Source organism: Massilia sp. LMS1-1-1.1, assembly GCF_040815535.1.
Classification (GTDB): domain Bacteria; phylum Pseudomonadota; class Gammaproteobacteria; order Burkholderiales; family Burkholderiaceae_D; genus Janthinobacterium; species Janthinobacterium aestuarii.
The window spans coordinates 505,096-521,949 of record NZ_JBFPNG010000001.1 but is presented as its reverse complement, the minus strand read 5'-3'; the positions used below and the strand labels follow the sequence as shown (position 1 = coordinate 521,949).

Here is a 16,854-nt window from a genome sequence, read left to right as displayed (position 1 = left end):
CATGCTCGACTTTACCAGTGCCCTGTACCTGGGCATGCGCCATCCGGCAGCCGCGCTGGCGCCGTGGAGCAGCCTGACCCTGGGCCAGCCGGCCGCGCTGCACGAGCCGCCCGGCGCGCAGGCCCTGGCCGCGGATCTCGCTGCCCTGCAAGGCTGCGAAGCGGCCTGCGTGCTGCCGTCGACCCTGCACCTGTTCTGGGACCTGTTCGGCATGCTGGCTGCCGAGCGGCTGGTGATCCTCGTCGATGGCGGCAGCTACGCCATCGCGCGTTGGGGCGCCGAGCGGGCGCAGGCCCTGGGCGTGCCGCAGCAAGTGTTTCCCAGCGGCGAGATGGCGGCGCTGCGGCAGCTGGTGGCGGCCTGGGGCAGGCAAGGGCGGCGTCCATTGATCCTGGCCGATGGCTATGTGCCGGGCAGCGAACAGGTCTTGCCGCTGGCCGGCTATGCAGCTCTGGCGCGCCAGGGCGACGGTTATCTGCTGCTCGACGACACGCAGGTGCTGGGCGTGACGGGTACACAGGGGGGCGGCTCGGCGCGGCTGCATGGCTTGCATGGGGAATCGCTGATCATCGGCGCCTCGCTGGCCAAGGGATTTGGCGTGCCGCTGGCCGTGCTGGCAGGCAGCCGCAAGCTGCTGCGGCGCTTTGCGGCGCACAGCCAGACGCGCGTGCATGCCAGTCCGCCCTCGGCGGCCGTGCTGGCGGCGGCGTGGCGGGCGCTGGCGCTCAATGCGCGCCATGGCGACACCTTGCGGGCCAGGCTGGCGGACAGGGTGGTGCAATGGCGGGCGGGAATGGCGGCGGCCGGCATCGCTTGCCGGGGCGGCAGCTTCCCCGTGCAGCGCCTGCCCGGGCGCGCCCATTTGCAGCCAGCCTTGCGCGAGGCGGGCGTGCTGGCGCTGGCGCAAGCGGGGGAAGGTCACGGCGCGCTGACGTTTCTGCTGCGGGCCGACCAGACGCCCCGGCAACTGGAACAGGCGATGGAGTTGCTTGAACATCATACGAGGAGGCGATATGAACGAAGCGTTTGAAATGCTGCCCTTTGCGGGGCAGGCGGGAGGGGCCGGCGAGCAGGAGTGGCTGGGGGAATGGTCGCAGCAGTGGTTGCAAGAAGGGACGCAAGAAGGGGAGGACGAGGGCGAGTGGGAAGGTGAATGGGAAAGTGAATGGGAGAGCGAATGGGAAGGCGAGCGTGCGCGCCCGGGAGGTGGACGCGGCGCCATGCGCGGTGGCGGTCTGCGCGCAAGGCCGCCGCTGCGGGGCCCGCGCCGTCCCGCGCCGCCACGCTACCAGGGCCAGGGGCGCCGGCCACCCCGCTATCCGCCGCCTCCCCTGCCGTATCCGCCGCGCTACCGGGGCTGGGGCGGCTATGGCGCCATCTATCCCACCATTTATCCGGCGCCGTATCCCGTGTTCGGCGGCCAGCAGGAGCCGGCGCCGTATCAGGACACGGGCCGGTATCAAGACCAAGGCCAGGGGCAGGATCAGGGACAAGATCAGGACCCGGACCAGGATGACGGCCAGATGCAGGGCGAAGTGCCGCCCATCCTGGCGTCCACCCTGGGCCGCGTGCCGGGCGCGGCCGCCTTGCGCTACCAGGCGGTGGGAGCGATTCCGCAGGCCGTCAACGATGCGAACGCCACGGGGCCGGGCCTGTATGTGATCGAGTTCGACACCAAGGATGGCCGGCGCGCCTACAGCGGCCAGACCGATGATTTGCGGCGGCGCCTGAAACAGCACCATCTGTGCGGCAAGATGATGGGCATCGACATGAGCGCACATGACGTCTATGTGGCGCCGCTATCGTCGGCCGCACAGCGGCGCATTCTGGAAAAGGGTATCCACAGCGACATGTTTACCCACCGGCGCGGCGTGTTGACGAACCAGCGGCGCGAACTGGAAATGGCCGTGCTGGGCGAAATGTGGGGCTGACGACGACTGTACCTTGACGACTGCGAAGGAGAGCATCATGCACCAACTCGAATGTGAATGCGGGCAATGCCGGCAGCGGGCAGGCGCCGCGTTTGAAGTGCTGGAATTCGGCCGGGAGTGGCCGGGCAAGGGCCGCGCGCCGGCCGTCTTCAGCGAAGAGGAAGAACTGCAACTGGCCATGGAATTGCTGGAAGTGGCCAGCGAGGAGGAACTCGAGCAGTTTCTCGGCAATGTCTTCAAAAGCGTGTGGAAGGGCGTCAAGAAAGTGGGCGCTACCATCGCCAAGGTGGCCAAGCCGCTGGGCGGCGCCTTGAAGGCCGTGGCCAAGACGGCCTTGCCCTTTGTCGGCGGCGCCCTCGGTTCGATGATCCCGATACCGGGCGTGGGCACGGCGCTCGGTTCGGCCCTGGGGCGCGCGGCCAGCAATGCGCTGGAGCTGGAAATGGAGAGCGCAGCACCGGCCGATCGTGAACTGGAACTGGCGCGCCGCTTCGTGCGCATCGCGGGACAGGCGGCGCGCCTGGCTGGTGACGGCGATGGCAGCACGCGCGCCGTGGAAAGCGCGCTGACGCGGGCCCTGCACCAGCAATTGCCGCACTTCCGCTCGCCTGCGCCGCAGCAGGAAGAGGAAAGCGGACGCTGGCGCCGGCGCGGCAACCGCATCGTCGTCATGGGCGACTGGCAATAGTGTGGCACGATGATCATCGATTGCCACTGCCATGCGGGACCGGGCGACGGCTTGAGCGGGCCGTGGGACAGCGATGCGCCGCTGCAGGCCTACTTGCGCCGCGCCCAGACGGCCGGTATCGCCCGCAGCGTGCTGTTCGCCACCTTCCACTCCGATTACGCCATCGCCAACCATGGCGTGGCGCGCCTGGTCGCCTCAGATCCGCAGCGCTTTTACGGCTTTGCCTTCGTGCATGCGCGGCGCGACCGGGGCCGCATCCAGGACCTGGTGCGCACGGCCGTCGAGCGTTATGGTTTTGTCGGCATCAAGGCGCACCGGCTTGACGCGCGCATCAGCGGCGAACTGTGCGAGGCGGCGCGCTTTTTCGGCTTGCCCGTGCTGTACGACCCGGCCGGTGAGGTGGCCGTGGCCGAATTGCTGGCGCAGCAGTATCCCGACGTCAATTTCATTTTGCCCCACCTGGGCAGCTTTGGCGACGACTGGGCGGCGCAGCTGGCGCTGATCGACCACCTTGTGCGGCATCCGAACATCCATACGGACAGCTCGGGCGTGCGCCGCTTCGACTTGCTGCAGCAGGCCGTGCGCCGGGCGGGGCCGCACAAGGTCCTGTTTGGCTCGGATGGTCCGTGGCTGCATCCGGGACTGGAATTGCACAAGATTCATTTGCTGGGCTTGCCGCCAGCCGATGCGGCGCTGATCACGGGCGGCAATTTATTGCGGCTGGCGCGGCTGGCGTGAGGCAGATCAAAGGGCGGCTGGCGGTGTCGCGGCAGTGGCAATAGTCGCGGCAGTAGCGGCTTGCTCCTCGCAGGCGGCCGTCTTGCGGCGTATCTGCAGGGCGCGGTCGGTTATGCCCAGGCGGGCGGCGGCGCGCTGGTTGTTGCCGTGTTCCTCGGCCAGCACGAGGCGGATGGCCACGTCGGTGGCGCAGCGCGTGATGTGCGACAGCTTGCAACCCTGGGCCAGGGCCCGCCGCACGGCCGCTTCGAAATGCTGGTCGGGCCAGAGCGGCGCCAGCAGCCGTTCGTCGGGCGGCAGGGCGCCGATGGTGATGGGGCCGGGGCCGCAATGGCGGTGCCAGATGCGGGTGACGGTCTGGCGCAGTTCACGCACATTGCCCGGATAGTCGCGCAGCAGCAGGTATTCGCGCACGGCCGTGTCCAGCGCAGGCGGCTGTTGCTGCGCCAGTTCGGCGAGGAAATGCCGGGCCAGCGGCAGGATATCGTCCTGGCGCTCGCGCAGGGGGGGCGTCTGGCAACGCCAGCCGGCGATGCGGTAATACAGGTCGGCGCGGAAGGCGCCGCGCGCCACCTCGTATTCCAGTTCGCGGTTGGTGGCGCAAACGAGGCGAAACTGGGTCGGTTGCCAGGTATTGCCACCCACGCGCTTGTATTTGCGTTCCTGGATGGCGCGCAGCAGCTGTGCCTGCAGCGGCAGCGGCAGTTCGCCCACTTCGTCGAGAAACAGTACGCCGCCGTCGGCCAGGGCGAAAGCGCCATCGCGCGCGGCCGCCGCGCCCGTAAAAGCGCCCCGTTCATGGCCGAACAGTTCGCTGCCAGCGAGGTCCGGCGACAAGGTGGTGCAGTCGAGAATGGTGAAGTCGCCACTGCAGTTGCCCAGGCGGTGGATCAGTTGCGCCAGTAAATCCTTGCCCGTGCCCGTCTCGCCCGTGATCAGCATCGACGCCTGGCTGAAGGCGGCCATTTCCACCACCTGGTGCAGCAGCGCGGTCCAGGCCGCGCTCTCGCCCACCAGCTGCTGGCGCACGGCGCTGGACGCCAGCAACTGCGCCACGGCCTGCCAGCGCTGCAGGCGCGCCAGCACCTGGCCCGCATCGATGCTGCCCGCCGGCCACAGCAGCACATCGAGCGCGCCGGCCGCCATCAGGGCACGCTTTTGCGCGCAACTGGTGGGCTGGCCGCAGGCGGCAATGGCCATCACGGAGGCATGGCGGCACAGCGCAGGCAGCGCTTGCAGCAGCGCGGCATTGGCCTCGGCAAACAGGACGATGCCCGCGCCATCCTCCTCGCCATCGTGCCGCCGGGCTACAGTTACCTGAGCCTGCTTCAAGGCCGTCATCAGCAAGGCGCCACTGCCAGCCGCCGCCTGCTGCACGATTTCCAGCCACACCTTGAGCGTCATATGCCAGCCATCACGAGGGCACGAGTGGCCCATCTTAGAAGCCCGATACCCCAGCCGTTTGATCTGGCACAAGCGTGCGCGGTAGGCCGCAATGAAAAACGCCGCCTGATCTGCATCAGGCGGCGCTAAGTCGCATTAACTGTTTTTAACGAACTTCACAAGAATGGCTAAAAACGTTCAGGGCAAGGCGCATTGCCGAAGACAGTACGAATAGTACGGCTAGGCAATGCAACGCCGCCATGGACGATTTTTAGACGTTCTCGTCCAACTTGACGCAATCAACAAAATATCCGCGCTTGCCATCGACTTCGCGTTTCACCAATCCATGCACATCCGTCTCGAAGCCTGGGAAGCGCTCGTTGAAGTCGCGCGCGAAGCGCAGGTAGTCGACGATGGTCTTGTTGAAGCGCTCGCCCGGGATCAGGAGCGGAATGCCCGGTGGATACGGCGTCAGCAGGATGGACGTGATGCGGCCTTCCAGTTCGTCGATGGCCACGCGCTCGATTTCGCGGTGCGCCATCTTGGCGAACGCGTCCGACGGCTTCATGGCCGGGATCATGTCCGACAGATACATTTCCGTCGTCAGACGCGCCACGTCGTAGGCCTTGTAGAAATCGTGGATCTGCTGGCACAGGTCGCGCAAGCCCATTTTTTCGTAGCGTGGGTTGGCCGCCGCGAATTCCGGCAGGATGCGCCACATCGGCTGGTTCTTGTCGTAGTCGTCCTTGAACTGCTGCAACGCGGTCAGCAGGGTATTCCAGCGGCCCTTGGTGATGCCGATGGTAAACATGATGAAGAACGAGTACAGGCCGCATTTTTCAATGATGACGCCGTGCTCGGCCAGGTATTTGGTGACGATGGACGCGGGGATGCCCGTGTCGCCGAACTGGCCGTCCAGCGACAGGCCCGGGTTGACGATGGTCGCCTTGATCGGATCGAGCATGTTGAAGCCGGGAGCGAGGTCGCCGAAGCCGTGCCAGTCATCCTCGGCGCGTATCATCCAGTCTTCCTGCTGGCCCATGCCTTCGTCGTTGAAGCTGGACGGACCCCAGACCTGGAACCACCAGTCCTGGCCCCACTCCTGGTCGATCTTCTTCATGGCGCGGCGGAAATCGAGCGCTTCCATGATCGATTCTTCCACCAGGGCCGTGCCGCCCGGCGCTTCCATCATGGCCGCGGCCACGTCGCACGAGGCGATGATGGAATACTGCGGCGACGTCGAGGTGTGCATCAGGTAAGCCTCGTTGAAGGCGTCCTGGTCCAGCTTGACCGTGTCCGATTCGCGCACGAGGATTTGCGAGGCCTGCGACAGGCCGGCCAGCAATTTGTGCGTCGACTGGGTCGAGAAGATCATCGATTCCTTGGCGCGCGGACGGTCCTTGCCGATGGCGTGCATATTCTTGTAGAAATCGTGGAAGGTGGCGTGCGGCAGCCACGCTTCGTCGAAGTGCAGGGTGTCGATCTTGCCGTCCAGCATTTCGCGCAGGGTTTCCACGTTGTAGATCACGCCATCGTAGGTCGATTGGGTGATGGTCAGGATGCGCGGCTTCTTGTTCTTCGCTTCGCGCGCGAACGGGTTCGCTTCGATCTTGCGGGCAATGCTTTCCGGCGTGAATTCATGCAGCGGGATAGGGCCGATGATGCCCAGGTGATTGCGCGTCGGCATGAGGAACACGGGAATCGCGCCGCACATGATGATCGAATGCAGGATCGACTTGTGGCAATTGCGGTCGACGACGACGATGTCGCCTGGTGCCACGGTCGAGTGCCACACCATCTTGTTCGAGGTCGACGTGCCGTTGGTGACGAAATAGCAATGATCGGCATTGAAGATGCGCGCCGCATTGCGCTCGGACGCGGCGACAGGACCCGTATGGTCGAGCAGCTGGCCCAGTTCTTCGACGGCGTTGCAGACGTCGGCGCGCAGCATGTTTTCACCGAAGAACTGGTGGAACATCTGGCCGATCGGCGACTTCAGGAAGGCCACGCCGCCCGAGTGGCCGGGGCAGTGCCACGAGTAGGAACCGTCGTTGGCGTAGTGCACCAGCGCGCGGAAGAACGGCGGCGACAGGCCGTCGAGGTAGGATTTCGCTTCGCGGATGATGTGGCGCGCGACGAATTCCGGCGTATCTTCGAACATGTGGATGAAACCATGCAGTTCGCGCAGGATATCGTTGGGGATATGGCGCGACGTGCGCGTTTCGCCGTACAGATAAATGGGGATGTCGGCGTTCTTGTAGCGGATTTCCTCGACGAAGGCGCGCAGCGATTTCAAGGCGTGATCGGTTTCCTCGATGGAACCGCCGCCGAATTCTTCATCGTCGATCGACAGCACGAAGGCCGACGCGCGCGATTGTTGCTGGGCAAATTGCGACAAATCGCCGTAGCTGGTCACGCCCAGCACTTCCATGCCTTCTTTTTCCATTGCGGCGGCAAGGGCGCGAATGCCCAGGCCGGACGTATTTTCAGAACGGAAATCCTCGTCAATGATGACGATAGGGAAACGAAATTTCATGCATGTCTCCAAAAAAGCAAGCCGCCCCTGACAGATGTGAAGGGGCGGACTAGGGCGCGACTTCAGGCGGTGATACAAGCCGGCAGCCGCAGAAAAAAAATAAGAACGGGATTCTCGCAGAAATGCGGCCTCTGCGGGAAAAAATATCACCCCCAAGCATCACAAGCGTACGCTAGCGTGACGCATGGGTGTGACAGGGGTATTACAGCAACATTCTGGCCATCATTCTCAACCTTATCAGGCTTTGCGTTCCAGCGTGACAAAGGCGTAAGGCAGGCCGGATTTCTCTGAAACATGCGCTTCGCGCGCGGTCTCTTGCCACACGGCATGGTCAACGGCGGGGAAAAAAGCGTCGCAATCGAATGTCTGGCCGATTTCCGTGATCAGCAAGCGCTGTGTCAGGGGTAGTGACAGCTTGTAGATCTCGGCGCCGCCGATGACATAGCCTTCCGCGCCATCAAGCAGGGCAATGGCCGCTTCCACCGACGACACCGCTTCCACACCCTCATGGCGCCAGTCCGGGTTGCGCGTGATGACGATGTTGCGGCGGTTCGGCAGCGGACGGCCGATGGAATCGAAGGTCTTGCGGCCCATGAGGACGGGATGGCCCGTCGTCAAGCGCTTGAAACGCGCCATGTCTTCCGGCAATTTCCACGGCAGGGTGTTGTCGATGCCGATGCCGCCTTGCTGGTCGGTGGCGACGATGATGGTCAGATGGCTCATTGGTTCTGTCAAAGTGGTGGGGGCGATGCCCGATGCCCGTCATTATCGTTGAAATTGCCCGCTGCCTCCAGATGCGCACGCATGGCGTCGGCCAGCGGGCCCGGCGCCTCCAGCGGAATCATGTGGCCGGTGTTCTCTTTCAGCAGATGCAAGGTGGCCTGCGGCAGGCGGGCGGCCATGGCGCGCAGGTCGTCGGGACTGACGAGCTTGTCGTCTTCGGCGCCCACGATCAGCACGGGAAAATCGAGTTCCGGCAAGCGCGCCATCAGGTCGGGGCGGGCTATGGTGGTGATGAATTGCGCCAGCAGCACGTCCTTGCCCAGGTCCAGGCCCATCTGCCGGATCAGATCCGTGATCGATGCATCGTCCAAGTGCGATGGGTGCAGCAGTTCGCGCAGGCGCTGGCGCGTGATGCCCGCATAGGCATTGCGTTCCAGCATGGCGACGATGCGCTGGCGCGCTTCGATTTCCGCGGGCAGCAAACCTTTGGCGGAATTGGCGATCAAAGTGAGGGACTGGACACGCTGCGGGTGCGCCAGCGCGTGCTCGAGCGCCAGATAGGCGCCCAGCGAAAAGCCCACCAGATGGGCCCGTGGCGCGCTGTGGCTGGCGATCAGTGCCTGCATCTGCGGGCGCGTGCGCGCCTCGTGCAGGGGCACGTGCCGCAGATCAAAGGCACCGCCCAGTGCAGGGGCCAGGCGCGACCACAGGCGCTCGTCGCACAGGGTGCCGGGGATGCAGTCGAGCCGTATCTTGGTATTGTTCAAGGACAAGCCGGGGTTCAAGGATGATGAAAATTTTTGTCGAGCGGCATTATCCGTCATTTTGCGCATTGGGGCAGCGGCATGGTATTTTCTGTATGGCATTATTTTTAATAGTGCGCGGCTGGCAAGTAGTCACTTTATGGTAGGCTCATGGCTCATCAAGCCGGCGTATCGGCGACGTGACCTGTAACACCGAATGCAACCCTTAGCAACCAACCTTATTAAACAAAGAGGAATTACCATGGCGATCAGTTTGCAAAAAGGCGGCAATGTCAACCTGAGCAAGGAAGCTCCTGGCTTGAAGAAAATCGTGATTGGCCTGGGCTGGGACCCGCGCGCCACCGATGGCGCCGCATTCGACCTGGACGGCAGCGCCTTCCTGCTGAAAACGGATGGCAAGGCCCGTTCCGATGCTGATTTCATTTTTTACAACAACCTGAAGTCGGCCGACGGCTCCATCGCTCACGCTGGCGACAACACGACGGGCGGCGGCGATGGCGATGACGAGAAAATCGCCGTCGACCTGGCCAACGTGCCTGCCGACATCGACAAGATCGCCGTGGCCGTCACTATCCACGACGCAGAAAACCGCAAGCAGAACTTCGGCATGGTCGGCAAGGCCTACATCCGCTGCCTGAACGGCGACAACGGCGCGGAAATCGCCCGCTACGATCTGTCGGAAGACGGCTCGACGGAAGCGGCCATGATCTTCGGCGAAGTCTACCGTGCCGGCAGTGAATGGAAATTCAAGGCGATCGGCCAGGGTTTCAAAGGCGGCCTGGGCCCTCTGGCCCGCTCTTTCGGTATTAATGCTTAAAAAGCAGTTGTTTGCGTAAATGTACCGGGTGGCACTGCTGCCCGGTTCTGTCTTTCCCATCTTTCTCCCTGACTCCATGGAAAACCTGATCAAGGGGCAGCGCCTGGCGCTGTCCGGCCTCGTCACGAGCAATATTGTGCAACTGGGTCTGGCCAGCGCCGGCGTGCCGCTGGACTTTGCCTGTTTCGGCCTCGACGCCAACGGCAAGCTGTCCGATGACCGCTACATGACTTTCTTCAACCAGCCCCGTACGCCGTGTGGCGGCGTGGAAACTGCGGCGCCGTCCGGCGATGCGGCCGGTTTCAGCTATCAGCTGGACCGCTTGCCTGCGTTCATCGAGCGCCTGGTCGTCACGGCCGCCATCGATGGCGACGCCACCATGGCGCAGCTGGGCAGCGGCCATTTGCGGCTGCTCGACGGCGGCAGAGAATTGGCACGCTACACGTATGCGGGCGCCGATTTTGCGCAAGAAAAAGCCGTCATGCTGGGCGAGTTTTACCGCAAGGACGGCGGCTGGCGCTTCATGGCCGTGGGCCAGGGTTTCAATGGCGGCCTCGATGCGCTGGTCGCGCATTTCGGCGGCGAAGTGGCGCAGGCGCAAGCAGAACCGCCGCCGCCGCCCAAGATTTCCCTGTCCAAAATTTCGCTGACCAAGGCGGGCCAGACGCACAAGGTGTCGCTGGAAAAGGGCGCGGGTGCGCCGAGCAAGCTCACCGTCAAGGCCACCTGGGTCGATAACGGCGATGGCGATGACGATAACGACGACCTCGATTTGCGTGTCGGCATCCTCTTGCCAAACGGCCAGATGCGCTTCATCCAGGCGCCGGACACGGCAGGCAGCTTCGACGCCATGCCCTACGTGCGCCACCTGGGCGACGTGGCGGGCGCGGCGGGCAAGGAGCCGGCCACGGAAACGGTGGAAGTCAACCCCGCGCTGGCGCAGCATTACGGCGGCACGGTGGGCCTCGTCTTCAGCGTGTATTCGGCGGTGGCCAATGGTGCCGTCTCGGTCGCGTCCATGCGGCCGAAGATGGTCATGCAATACGGCGAGCAGATCGTCGAGTGCGCGTTCGACTTCCGCCTGTCCAAGGCGGCCGACGATGATTCCGTCTACACCTATGTGATCGGCATGGCGCGCGTCACGAACGACAGCATCATCCTCGAGCCGTCCGGCAAGACGTCGGAGCCGGGCAGCGAAGCGACGCCGTGGCTGAGCTGGCAGGGCGAGAACCTGCAGCTGGCCTTCAACGGTCCCGTCGTCTTCAAGGGCGAGGACAAGGAAGACGAAGATGATTGCAATGCCGACAATCCGCGCCGCTACATCGCCTAGGAGACACTGATGGAAACCTTGTCCAAGGGACAGCGCTTGCCGCTGGCCAATCTCGTTCCCGATGGCGTGCTGCAGATCGGCGTGGCCGCGCAGGGGCTGGCGCTCGACGTGGCCTGCTTCGGCCTCGATGCGGCCGGCAAACTGTCCGACGAACGCTACATGACTTTTTTCAACCAGCCGCGCACGCCGTGCGGCGGCGCGGAAGCGCGTGCCGGCAGCGGCGGCGACACGACCGAGTTTGCCTTGCAGCTGGCGCGCTTGCCGGCCGGCATAGACCGCCTCGTCGTGACGGCGTCCATCGATGGCGGCGGCGTGATGTCGCAGCTGCAAGCTGGCCACGTGCGCCTGCAGGCGGGCGGACGCGAGCTGGCCCGCTTTGCGTTTGCCGGTGCGGATTTTGCACAGGAAAAAGCCGTCATGCTGGCAGAGATCTACCGCAAGGATGGCGGCTGGCGCTGCATGGCCGTGGGACAAGGTTTCAATGGCGGACTCGATGCGCTGGTGCGCCACTTCGGCGGCGAAGTCGAGCAGGCTGCCCCCGCAGCGGCCTCGGTCGTCATGCAGGCGAAGATCAACCTGGAAAAGCGCGTGGAACGCGAAGCGCCGCAACTGGTCAGCCTCGTCAAGCAGGCGGGCGTGTCCCTGCAAAAAGTGGGGCTGCTTGATCACCGCGCCAAGGTGTGTCTGTGCCTCGATATTTCCGGCTCCATGGGACGGCTGTATAAAGAGGGGCTGGTGCAGCGCTTTGCCGAACGCATCCTGGCCCTGGGCTGCAAGTTCGACGACGATGGCGAGATCGATGTTTTCCTGTTCGGCAAGAACGTCCACCATCCGGCGCCCATGGCCTTGAGCAACTGCAATACCTATGTGAGCCAGGCGATACAGCGCCATCCGCTCGAAGGCGACACGCGCTATGGCGCCGCCATGCAGGCGATCCGCGCGTTTTATTTCCCCGACAAGGCCGGCGGCGAGCGCACGCGGCCCGTCGCGGCCGAGTTGCCCGTGTACGTCATGTTCGTCACCGATGGCGGCACGAGCGACCAGGCGACGACGGAGAAACAATTGCGCTGGGCCAGCAATGAACCCATCTTCTGGCAATTCATGGGCATCGGCAAGGGACGCAAGTCGAAAAGCAAGTTTCTTTCCGCCTTTGCCGATTCCGATTTCCCCTTCTTGGAAAAGCTTGACGAATTGCAGGGGCGCCTGGTCGACAATGCCAATTACTTTTCCGTCAGCTCGCCCGACGAGCACAGCGATGCGGAACTGTATGACTTGTTGATGACGGAATATCCGGGCTGGCTGAAGCTGGCGCGCGGCAATGGCTTGCTGAGGTAGTGGCCATCGGATGAGGCTGTATGACCACAAGTGCAAGAGATTTGTAAATTGAAGTAAATAACAATGGTTCGCATTTGCTTTGCGTAATGGAGTCGTGGCATGCTTTAACTGTGCCCACACCTGTGCCCTCACGCCACGGCGTAGTGCCTCATCCGTAGCGTCTCCATTATTTTTTAAGCAAATGCATAAAATCCTCTTTCACTGTCTGGCGGGCGGCAGCCTGCTCGTTTCCGGCGCCGCTGTCCAGGCCCAAACCACGCCTACCAGCGGCGACACCGTCGTCAAGCCCGCACCAGCCAAGGCGCCCGCTGCCGATGCGCCTCCTTCCGTCAGCGTGACGGCCGAGCGTCCCACGGGCCGTATCGACCGCCAAGTCTACGACGTCAAGTCCGACGTGGGCAGCAGCAACGGCACGGCGGCCGATGCCTTGAATAATGTGCCTTCCGTGGCCGTCGATCCCGATGGTTCCGTGTCCCTGCGCGGCAGCAGCAATGTGCAGATATTGATCGACGGTAAACCGTCGGCCATGCTGCAGGGCGATTCGCGCGGCGCCACCCTGAACGCCATGGCGGCCGACGATATCGAATCCGTGGAAGTGATCAACAATCCCGGCGCCCAGTTCGGCAACGAGGCCGGTGGCGGCCCCATCCTGAACCTGGTGATGCGGCGCAACCGCAAGCCGGGCGGCTTTGCCACCGTCAACGCGAACGCGGGCATCGCGGGGCGCTACAACAGTGCCGTGTCCGGCACCTACAACGAAGGCCCGTGGGGCTATCAGGGCGGCATCAATGTGCGCCATGACGGCCGCAATTCCGTGGGCGAGGTCAGCCGCGAGCGCCTGGAACGCGGCACTGGCGCTTTCGCCCCCAGCAGCCAGCAATCCACCAACAATGGCTTGAACGACTCGCTGGGCTTGCACGGCACCGTCAATTACAACCTGAACGCCAACGACACCCTGGCCGCCAGCGTGTCGTATAACGGACGCAGCAACGACCAGCGCTCGCTCGACCGCTACATCAATGGCGACAGCACGGGCAGCACCATCGGCGACTATGTGCGCAGCACCGTGCGCAATGGCGACAGCCGCAATTACAGCTGGGGCGCGCGCTACGACCACAAGGGTGAATTGCCGGGCGAAACCCTCAAAATCGACTTGCGCGTGTCGTCGTCGACCAACGAGAGCGACAGCGATTACGCGAATACCTACGCGGTGGCGCCCGTCAACACCTTCGACAGCCGCGCACGCCAGCACAGCGAAACGGGCAACCGCATCGTCGACTTCAGCGGCGACTACGAGCGCCCGCTGGCGGGCGGCACGGCCAAGCTCGGTTACAAGGTGGCCGACAACAAGAGCAGCTTCGACACTTTATATACGGACATCAATCCGGCCAGCCTGGCGGAAATCGTCAACCCCATGCGCAGCAACCGTTTCGAGCTCGACGAGCGCACTGTTGCCCTGTATGGCTCCTACCAGATGCGCCTGACCGAACGCTGGGGCGCGCTGGCCGGCTTGCGCGCCGAATACACGGACTTGAACGTGCGCCAGATCACGAGCGGCATCGAGGCCAGCAACAATTACGTCAACTACATTCCCAGCCTGTTCGCCACCTACAAGGTCAGCGACGAGAGCAATGTGCGCTTCAGCTATGCGCACCGCATCCGCCGGCCGAACGCGGGCGACCTGAATCCGTACGTGGTCTACCGCGACGAGTTTAATGTTTCGGCCGGCAACCCCAAGCTGAAACCCACGCAGACGGATTCGTTCGAGATCGGCTATGAAACGAAGATCGCGGGCCTGGAAAGCAGCTTGCGCGCCTACCACCGCCGCGACACGGACGCCATCGTCGATTACCGCTACTTTATCAGCGACAATGTGCTCTTGACCACGCGGGAAAACGGCGAAGGCAGCCATTCGAGCGGGCTCGAGTTCAGCGTCAGCGGCAAGCTGACACCATCGTTGACCCTGAACACGAGCGGCAACCTGGCGCGCAGCCAGCAGACCACTTCCGACGACCTGGGCAACCGCAGCACGCGCACGGCCAACGCCCTGAGCGGCCGCGCGCGCCTCAATTACCAGGTCAATACTGCCAACCAGGTGCAGCTGGCCCTGCAAATGCAAGGCAAGACGCTGTCCGGACAGGGCTACCGCTCGCCGAACAATACCCTGAATGTGAGCTGGCGCCACACGGTGACACCGCAGCTGAGCCTGGTCATGAATGTGACCGATGTATTCAGCAGCAACAAGATGGAAACCGTCATCAACAGCGCGTCCCTGCGCGAGACAAGCACGCGGCGCTTCGATGGACGCATGATTTATGTGGGGCTGTCGTACCGCCTGGGCGGCGCCACGTCGGCGGCGAAAGAGGGCGAGCGCGAACCGCGCTTCGGTCCGCCGGGTGGACGCGGGCCAGGCGGACCCAGCCTGGGCGGGCCGGGAGGCGAAGCAGGCTAGGCCGCCAGCGCGATCTGGTGCAGGAAGTCGATGAAATCGTCCGTATGGAGCTCGAAGCGCCACTCGCCAGTGCCATGTTCGGCGCGGTACACGGGCAAGTCGCCGTCGATGCTTCTTTCGTCCAGGTGCACGCAGTACGGGTCGCCGCCCGCATCAGCAATCACCACCAGCTTCTGTGCCCAGGCCGCGATTTGGTGATGGTGCACGGCATGGACGGAGTAACCGTGCTGGGCCTTCACCAGCTCGGCCGCGCCGTACAGATGCAGGCCCTGCGGGAAGCGCTTGCCGTCGACATGCACGCGCAGCGGCGAATACCATTCCAGGAAGCGGCGATATATCTCTGGCAATACCCAGTGCGCGTCGATCTCGGCCATGTCCTCGGCGCTGGCGACCGTCAGCCAGTTCGACGGTTGCGCCAGGTCCTGTTTGCGCTGGCGCTGCAGCGCCAGTTTTCGTTCCAGGAAAGTGGCTGCCATTTCCAGGCGCGAAAGCGGCTGGGTCAGCGTGTAATGCGTGGGGGGCGCCTTGTAGCCTGCGCCGTCAGGGTAGCCGTCCGCTTGCCAGGCCAGTACGGCGCCTAGTCGCAACTGCTCTGTCTTCCAGTGGCCGGGATCGGACGGCAAACCCTGGTCAAACGGCTGGCGGCTGAACATGGCCAGGCTTTTGATCGCCTTGGCGCGCACTTCCAGGCTGGTGGCGCTCGACGCTGCCAGAGCCACCAAGGGCGCATACGCGTCCACGCCTGTACTTTTCAGCAAGCCATCCACGCCCCAGTACGCCAGTGTGGGCTGCTCCAGTGCCCAAGAGAAAAAGGCCGCATGTTGACTGCCTTCCACCAGATGCACGATATCGCTCATTAAAAAGGTGCGCCAGTGCAGCAGTTGCCCATCGCGCGCATACGCCATCAGGATATCGAGCACGGCCAGCCGCTCGTCCGCGGCATGCTTTTTCAGCAGCCGTTCTTTCAGCCGTGCGAACTTGCTGCCGTCCGTTTCGTCAAACAGCTTGCGGTGCAGGGCTGCCAGCGGTGCGGCCGCCATCAGACGGCCATCGCCGCCTTGATCGGCGCGTGGTGTTCATAGCCGTCCAGCGAGAAGTCGGACGGTTCGATCTTTTCCAGCCATTCCGGCTCGTACTTGCCCGTTTTCGCATAGTCGGGCACGCGCTCGGAAATGACAAACCTGGGCGCCGGGAAGGGCGTGCGTTTGAGTTGCTCTTCCACCATGTCGAGGTGGTTTTCATAGATGTGCGCGTCGCCGATGAAATACGTGAACCAGCGCGGCGTGTAGCCCGTCAGGCGCGCCACCAGATGCAGCAGGGCTGCGCCTTCGGCGATGTTGAACGGCGTGCCCAGGCCGATGTCGTTGCTGCGCACATATAAGCACAGCGAGATTTCGCGCGTGCTGGCGTTCGGGATGAACTGGTACAGCAAGTGGCAGGCGGGCAGGGCGACGGCGTCCAGCACGGCCGGGTTCCAGCCGTGGAACAGGATGCGCCGGCTGCCCGGGTTCGTCATGATGGTGTCCAGGCACTCGCGCAACTGGTCGACGGCCTTGTACAGCAGCACTTTTTGCACGCCGTCTTCGACGATGGGGGCGATCAAGGTAAAACCGTTCGCTTGCGCGTCGGCGATTTGCGCGGGCTGGTCGGCGGCCAGCAGTTTATAGGCGGGCCACTGGCGCCATTGCACGCCGTACACGGGACCGAGGTCATCCTCGCCTTCGCGGTAGGGGTTGGCCAGCCATTGCGCATTTTCATTGGCGTTCTGGTCCCACACCTTGCAGCCCAGCGCGCGGAACTCGGCCGCGTTGCGCGAGGCGCGCAGGAAGGCGCACAATTCGCCGATCACGGATTTGAAAGCCAGTTTCTTGGTCGTCACGGCAGGGAAGTTGCCGTTGGCCAAGTCGAAACGCATCATGGCGCCCGGCACGCTCAGGGTGCGGATGCCCGTGCGGTTGTCTTGCCAGCTGCCCGTTTCGAGCACGGTCTTGATCAAATCTTGATATTGCTGCATGTATTTCTCCAACGGTAAGGATGGTGATTGTAACGCAGGCGCGACAGGCGGTCTGCGACCCGCACACATAATTACGCTGCTGTCTTACCTGCAAACATGACTCTGTGGTAATTTGTGTGTCCTTAAAGAAATACACAGAAACG

Annotated in this window: 14 protein-coding genes; 8 read left to right on the top strand and 6 right to left on the bottom strand. The window is 63.6% G+C overall.

What is annotated here, in order from left to right; translation table 11 throughout:
• Window position 1 precedes the first annotated feature (1 nt).
• Genes MRBLMS1_RS02425 through MRBLMS1_RS02410 form a run of 4 tightly spaced genes read left to right on the top strand, consistent with a single transcriptional unit; the run spans window position 2 to window position 3,357 of the window.
• Complete coding sequence (locus MRBLMS1_RS02425) at window positions 2–1,030, top strand: aminotransferase class I/II-fold pyridoxal phosphate-dependent enzyme (protein WP_485877585.1); 1,029 nt, start codon at window positions 2–4, stop codon at window positions 1,028–1,030.
• On the top strand, window positions 1,014–1,931 hold the full coding sequence (locus MRBLMS1_RS02420; RefSeq protein WP_485877583.1) for a GIY-YIG nuclease family protein: 918 nt from the start codon (window positions 1,014–1,016) through the stop codon (window positions 1,929–1,931). Before MRBLMS1_RS02425 ends, MRBLMS1_RS02420 begins: the two co-directional genes overlap by 17 nt.
• Window positions 1,932–1,968: 37 nt before the next feature.
• Window positions 1,969–2,619 carry a hypothetical protein gene (locus MRBLMS1_RS02415; protein ID WP_485877581.1) on the top strand — a complete coding sequence of 217 codons (651 nt, stop codon included), beginning with the start codon at window positions 1,969–1,971 and terminating at the stop codon, window positions 2,617–2,619.
• Window positions 2,620–2,628: 9 nt separating this feature from the next.
• Complete coding sequence (locus MRBLMS1_RS02410; protein WP_485877580.1) at window positions 2,629–3,357, top strand: amidohydrolase family protein; 729 nt, start codon at window positions 2,629–2,631, stop codon at window positions 3,355–3,357.
• Window positions 3,358–3,363: 6 nt separating this feature from the next.
• Here MRBLMS1_RS02410 and MRBLMS1_RS02405 read toward each other — a convergent pair whose 3' ends face one another.
• The 4 genes from MRBLMS1_RS02405 to MRBLMS1_RS02390 all read right to left on the bottom strand — a co-directional run bounded on the left by MRBLMS1_RS02405 (window position 3,364) and on the right by MRBLMS1_RS02390 (window position 8,772).
• Entirely contained in the window at window positions 3,364–4,761 is a 1,398-nt protein-coding gene (locus tag MRBLMS1_RS02405) for a sigma-54-dependent transcriptional regulator (protein WP_485877578.1), read from the bottom strand.
• Between the two features lie 250 nt (window positions 4,762–5,011).
• Window positions 5,012–7,276, bottom strand: coding sequence for an arginine/lysine/ornithine decarboxylase (locus tag MRBLMS1_RS02400; RefSeq protein WP_034755510.1), 2,265 nt, complete (start codon window positions 7,274–7,276; stop codon window positions 5,012–5,014).
• Window positions 7,277–7,513: 237 nt separating this feature from the next.
• Window positions 7,514–7,999, bottom strand: coding sequence for a dihydrofolate reductase (locus MRBLMS1_RS02395; protein WP_485877576.1), 486 nt, complete (start codon window positions 7,997–7,999; stop codon window positions 7,514–7,516).
• Between the two features lie 8 nt (window positions 8,000–8,007).
• Window positions 8,008–8,772: an alpha/beta fold hydrolase gene (locus MRBLMS1_RS02390; RefSeq protein ID WP_485877574.1), complete on the bottom strand. Its 765-nt coding sequence runs from the start codon at window positions 8,770–8,772 to the stop codon at window positions 8,008–8,010.
• Window positions 8,773–9,004: 232 nt separating this feature from the next.
• Here MRBLMS1_RS02390 and MRBLMS1_RS02385 point away from each other — a divergent pair, with 232 nt between their 5' ends.
• The 4 genes from MRBLMS1_RS02385 (at window position 9,005) to MRBLMS1_RS02370 (ending at window position 14,697) form a co-directional block, all read left to right on the top strand.
• The gene (locus tag MRBLMS1_RS02385) at window positions 9,005–9,580 is read left to right on the top strand and encodes a TerD family protein (protein WP_128142912.1); all 576 of its coding nucleotides are present in this window, start codon (window positions 9,005–9,007) and stop codon (window positions 9,578–9,580) included.
• Between the two features lie 76 nt (window positions 9,581–9,656).
• Window positions 9,657–10,910, top strand: coding sequence for a TerD family protein (locus MRBLMS1_RS02380; RefSeq protein ID WP_485877572.1), 1,254 nt, complete (start codon window positions 9,657–9,659; stop codon window positions 10,908–10,910).
• A 9-nt stretch (window positions 10,911–10,919) separates the two neighbouring features.
• Complete coding sequence (locus MRBLMS1_RS02375; RefSeq protein ID WP_485877570.1) at window positions 10,920–12,245, top strand: VWA domain-containing protein; 1,326 nt, start codon at window positions 10,920–10,922, stop codon at window positions 12,243–12,245.
• A 181-nt stretch (window positions 12,246–12,426) separates the two neighbouring features.
• The gene (locus MRBLMS1_RS02370; RefSeq protein ID WP_485877568.1) at window positions 12,427–14,697 is read left to right on the top strand and encodes a TonB-dependent receptor domain-containing protein; all 2,271 of its coding nucleotides are present in this window, start codon (window positions 12,427–12,429) and stop codon (window positions 14,695–14,697) included.
• Here MRBLMS1_RS02370 and MRBLMS1_RS02365 read toward each other — a convergent pair.
• Together MRBLMS1_RS02365 and MRBLMS1_RS02360 are read right to left on the bottom strand one after the other, a co-directional pair.
• Complete coding sequence (locus MRBLMS1_RS02365; protein ID WP_485877566.1) at window positions 14,694–15,737, bottom strand: SMI1/KNR4 family protein; 1,044 nt, start codon at window positions 15,735–15,737, stop codon at window positions 14,694–14,696. The genes MRBLMS1_RS02370 and MRBLMS1_RS02365 overlap by 4 nt on opposite strands.
• Window positions 15,737–16,711 carry a thymidylate synthase gene (locus MRBLMS1_RS02360; protein WP_485877564.1) on the bottom strand — a complete coding sequence of 325 codons (975 nt, stop codon included), beginning with the start codon at window positions 16,709–16,711 and terminating at the stop codon, window positions 15,737–15,739. The genes MRBLMS1_RS02365 and MRBLMS1_RS02360 overlap by 1 nt, the downstream gene beginning before the upstream one ends.
• Window positions 16,712–16,854: the final 143 nt, after the last annotated feature.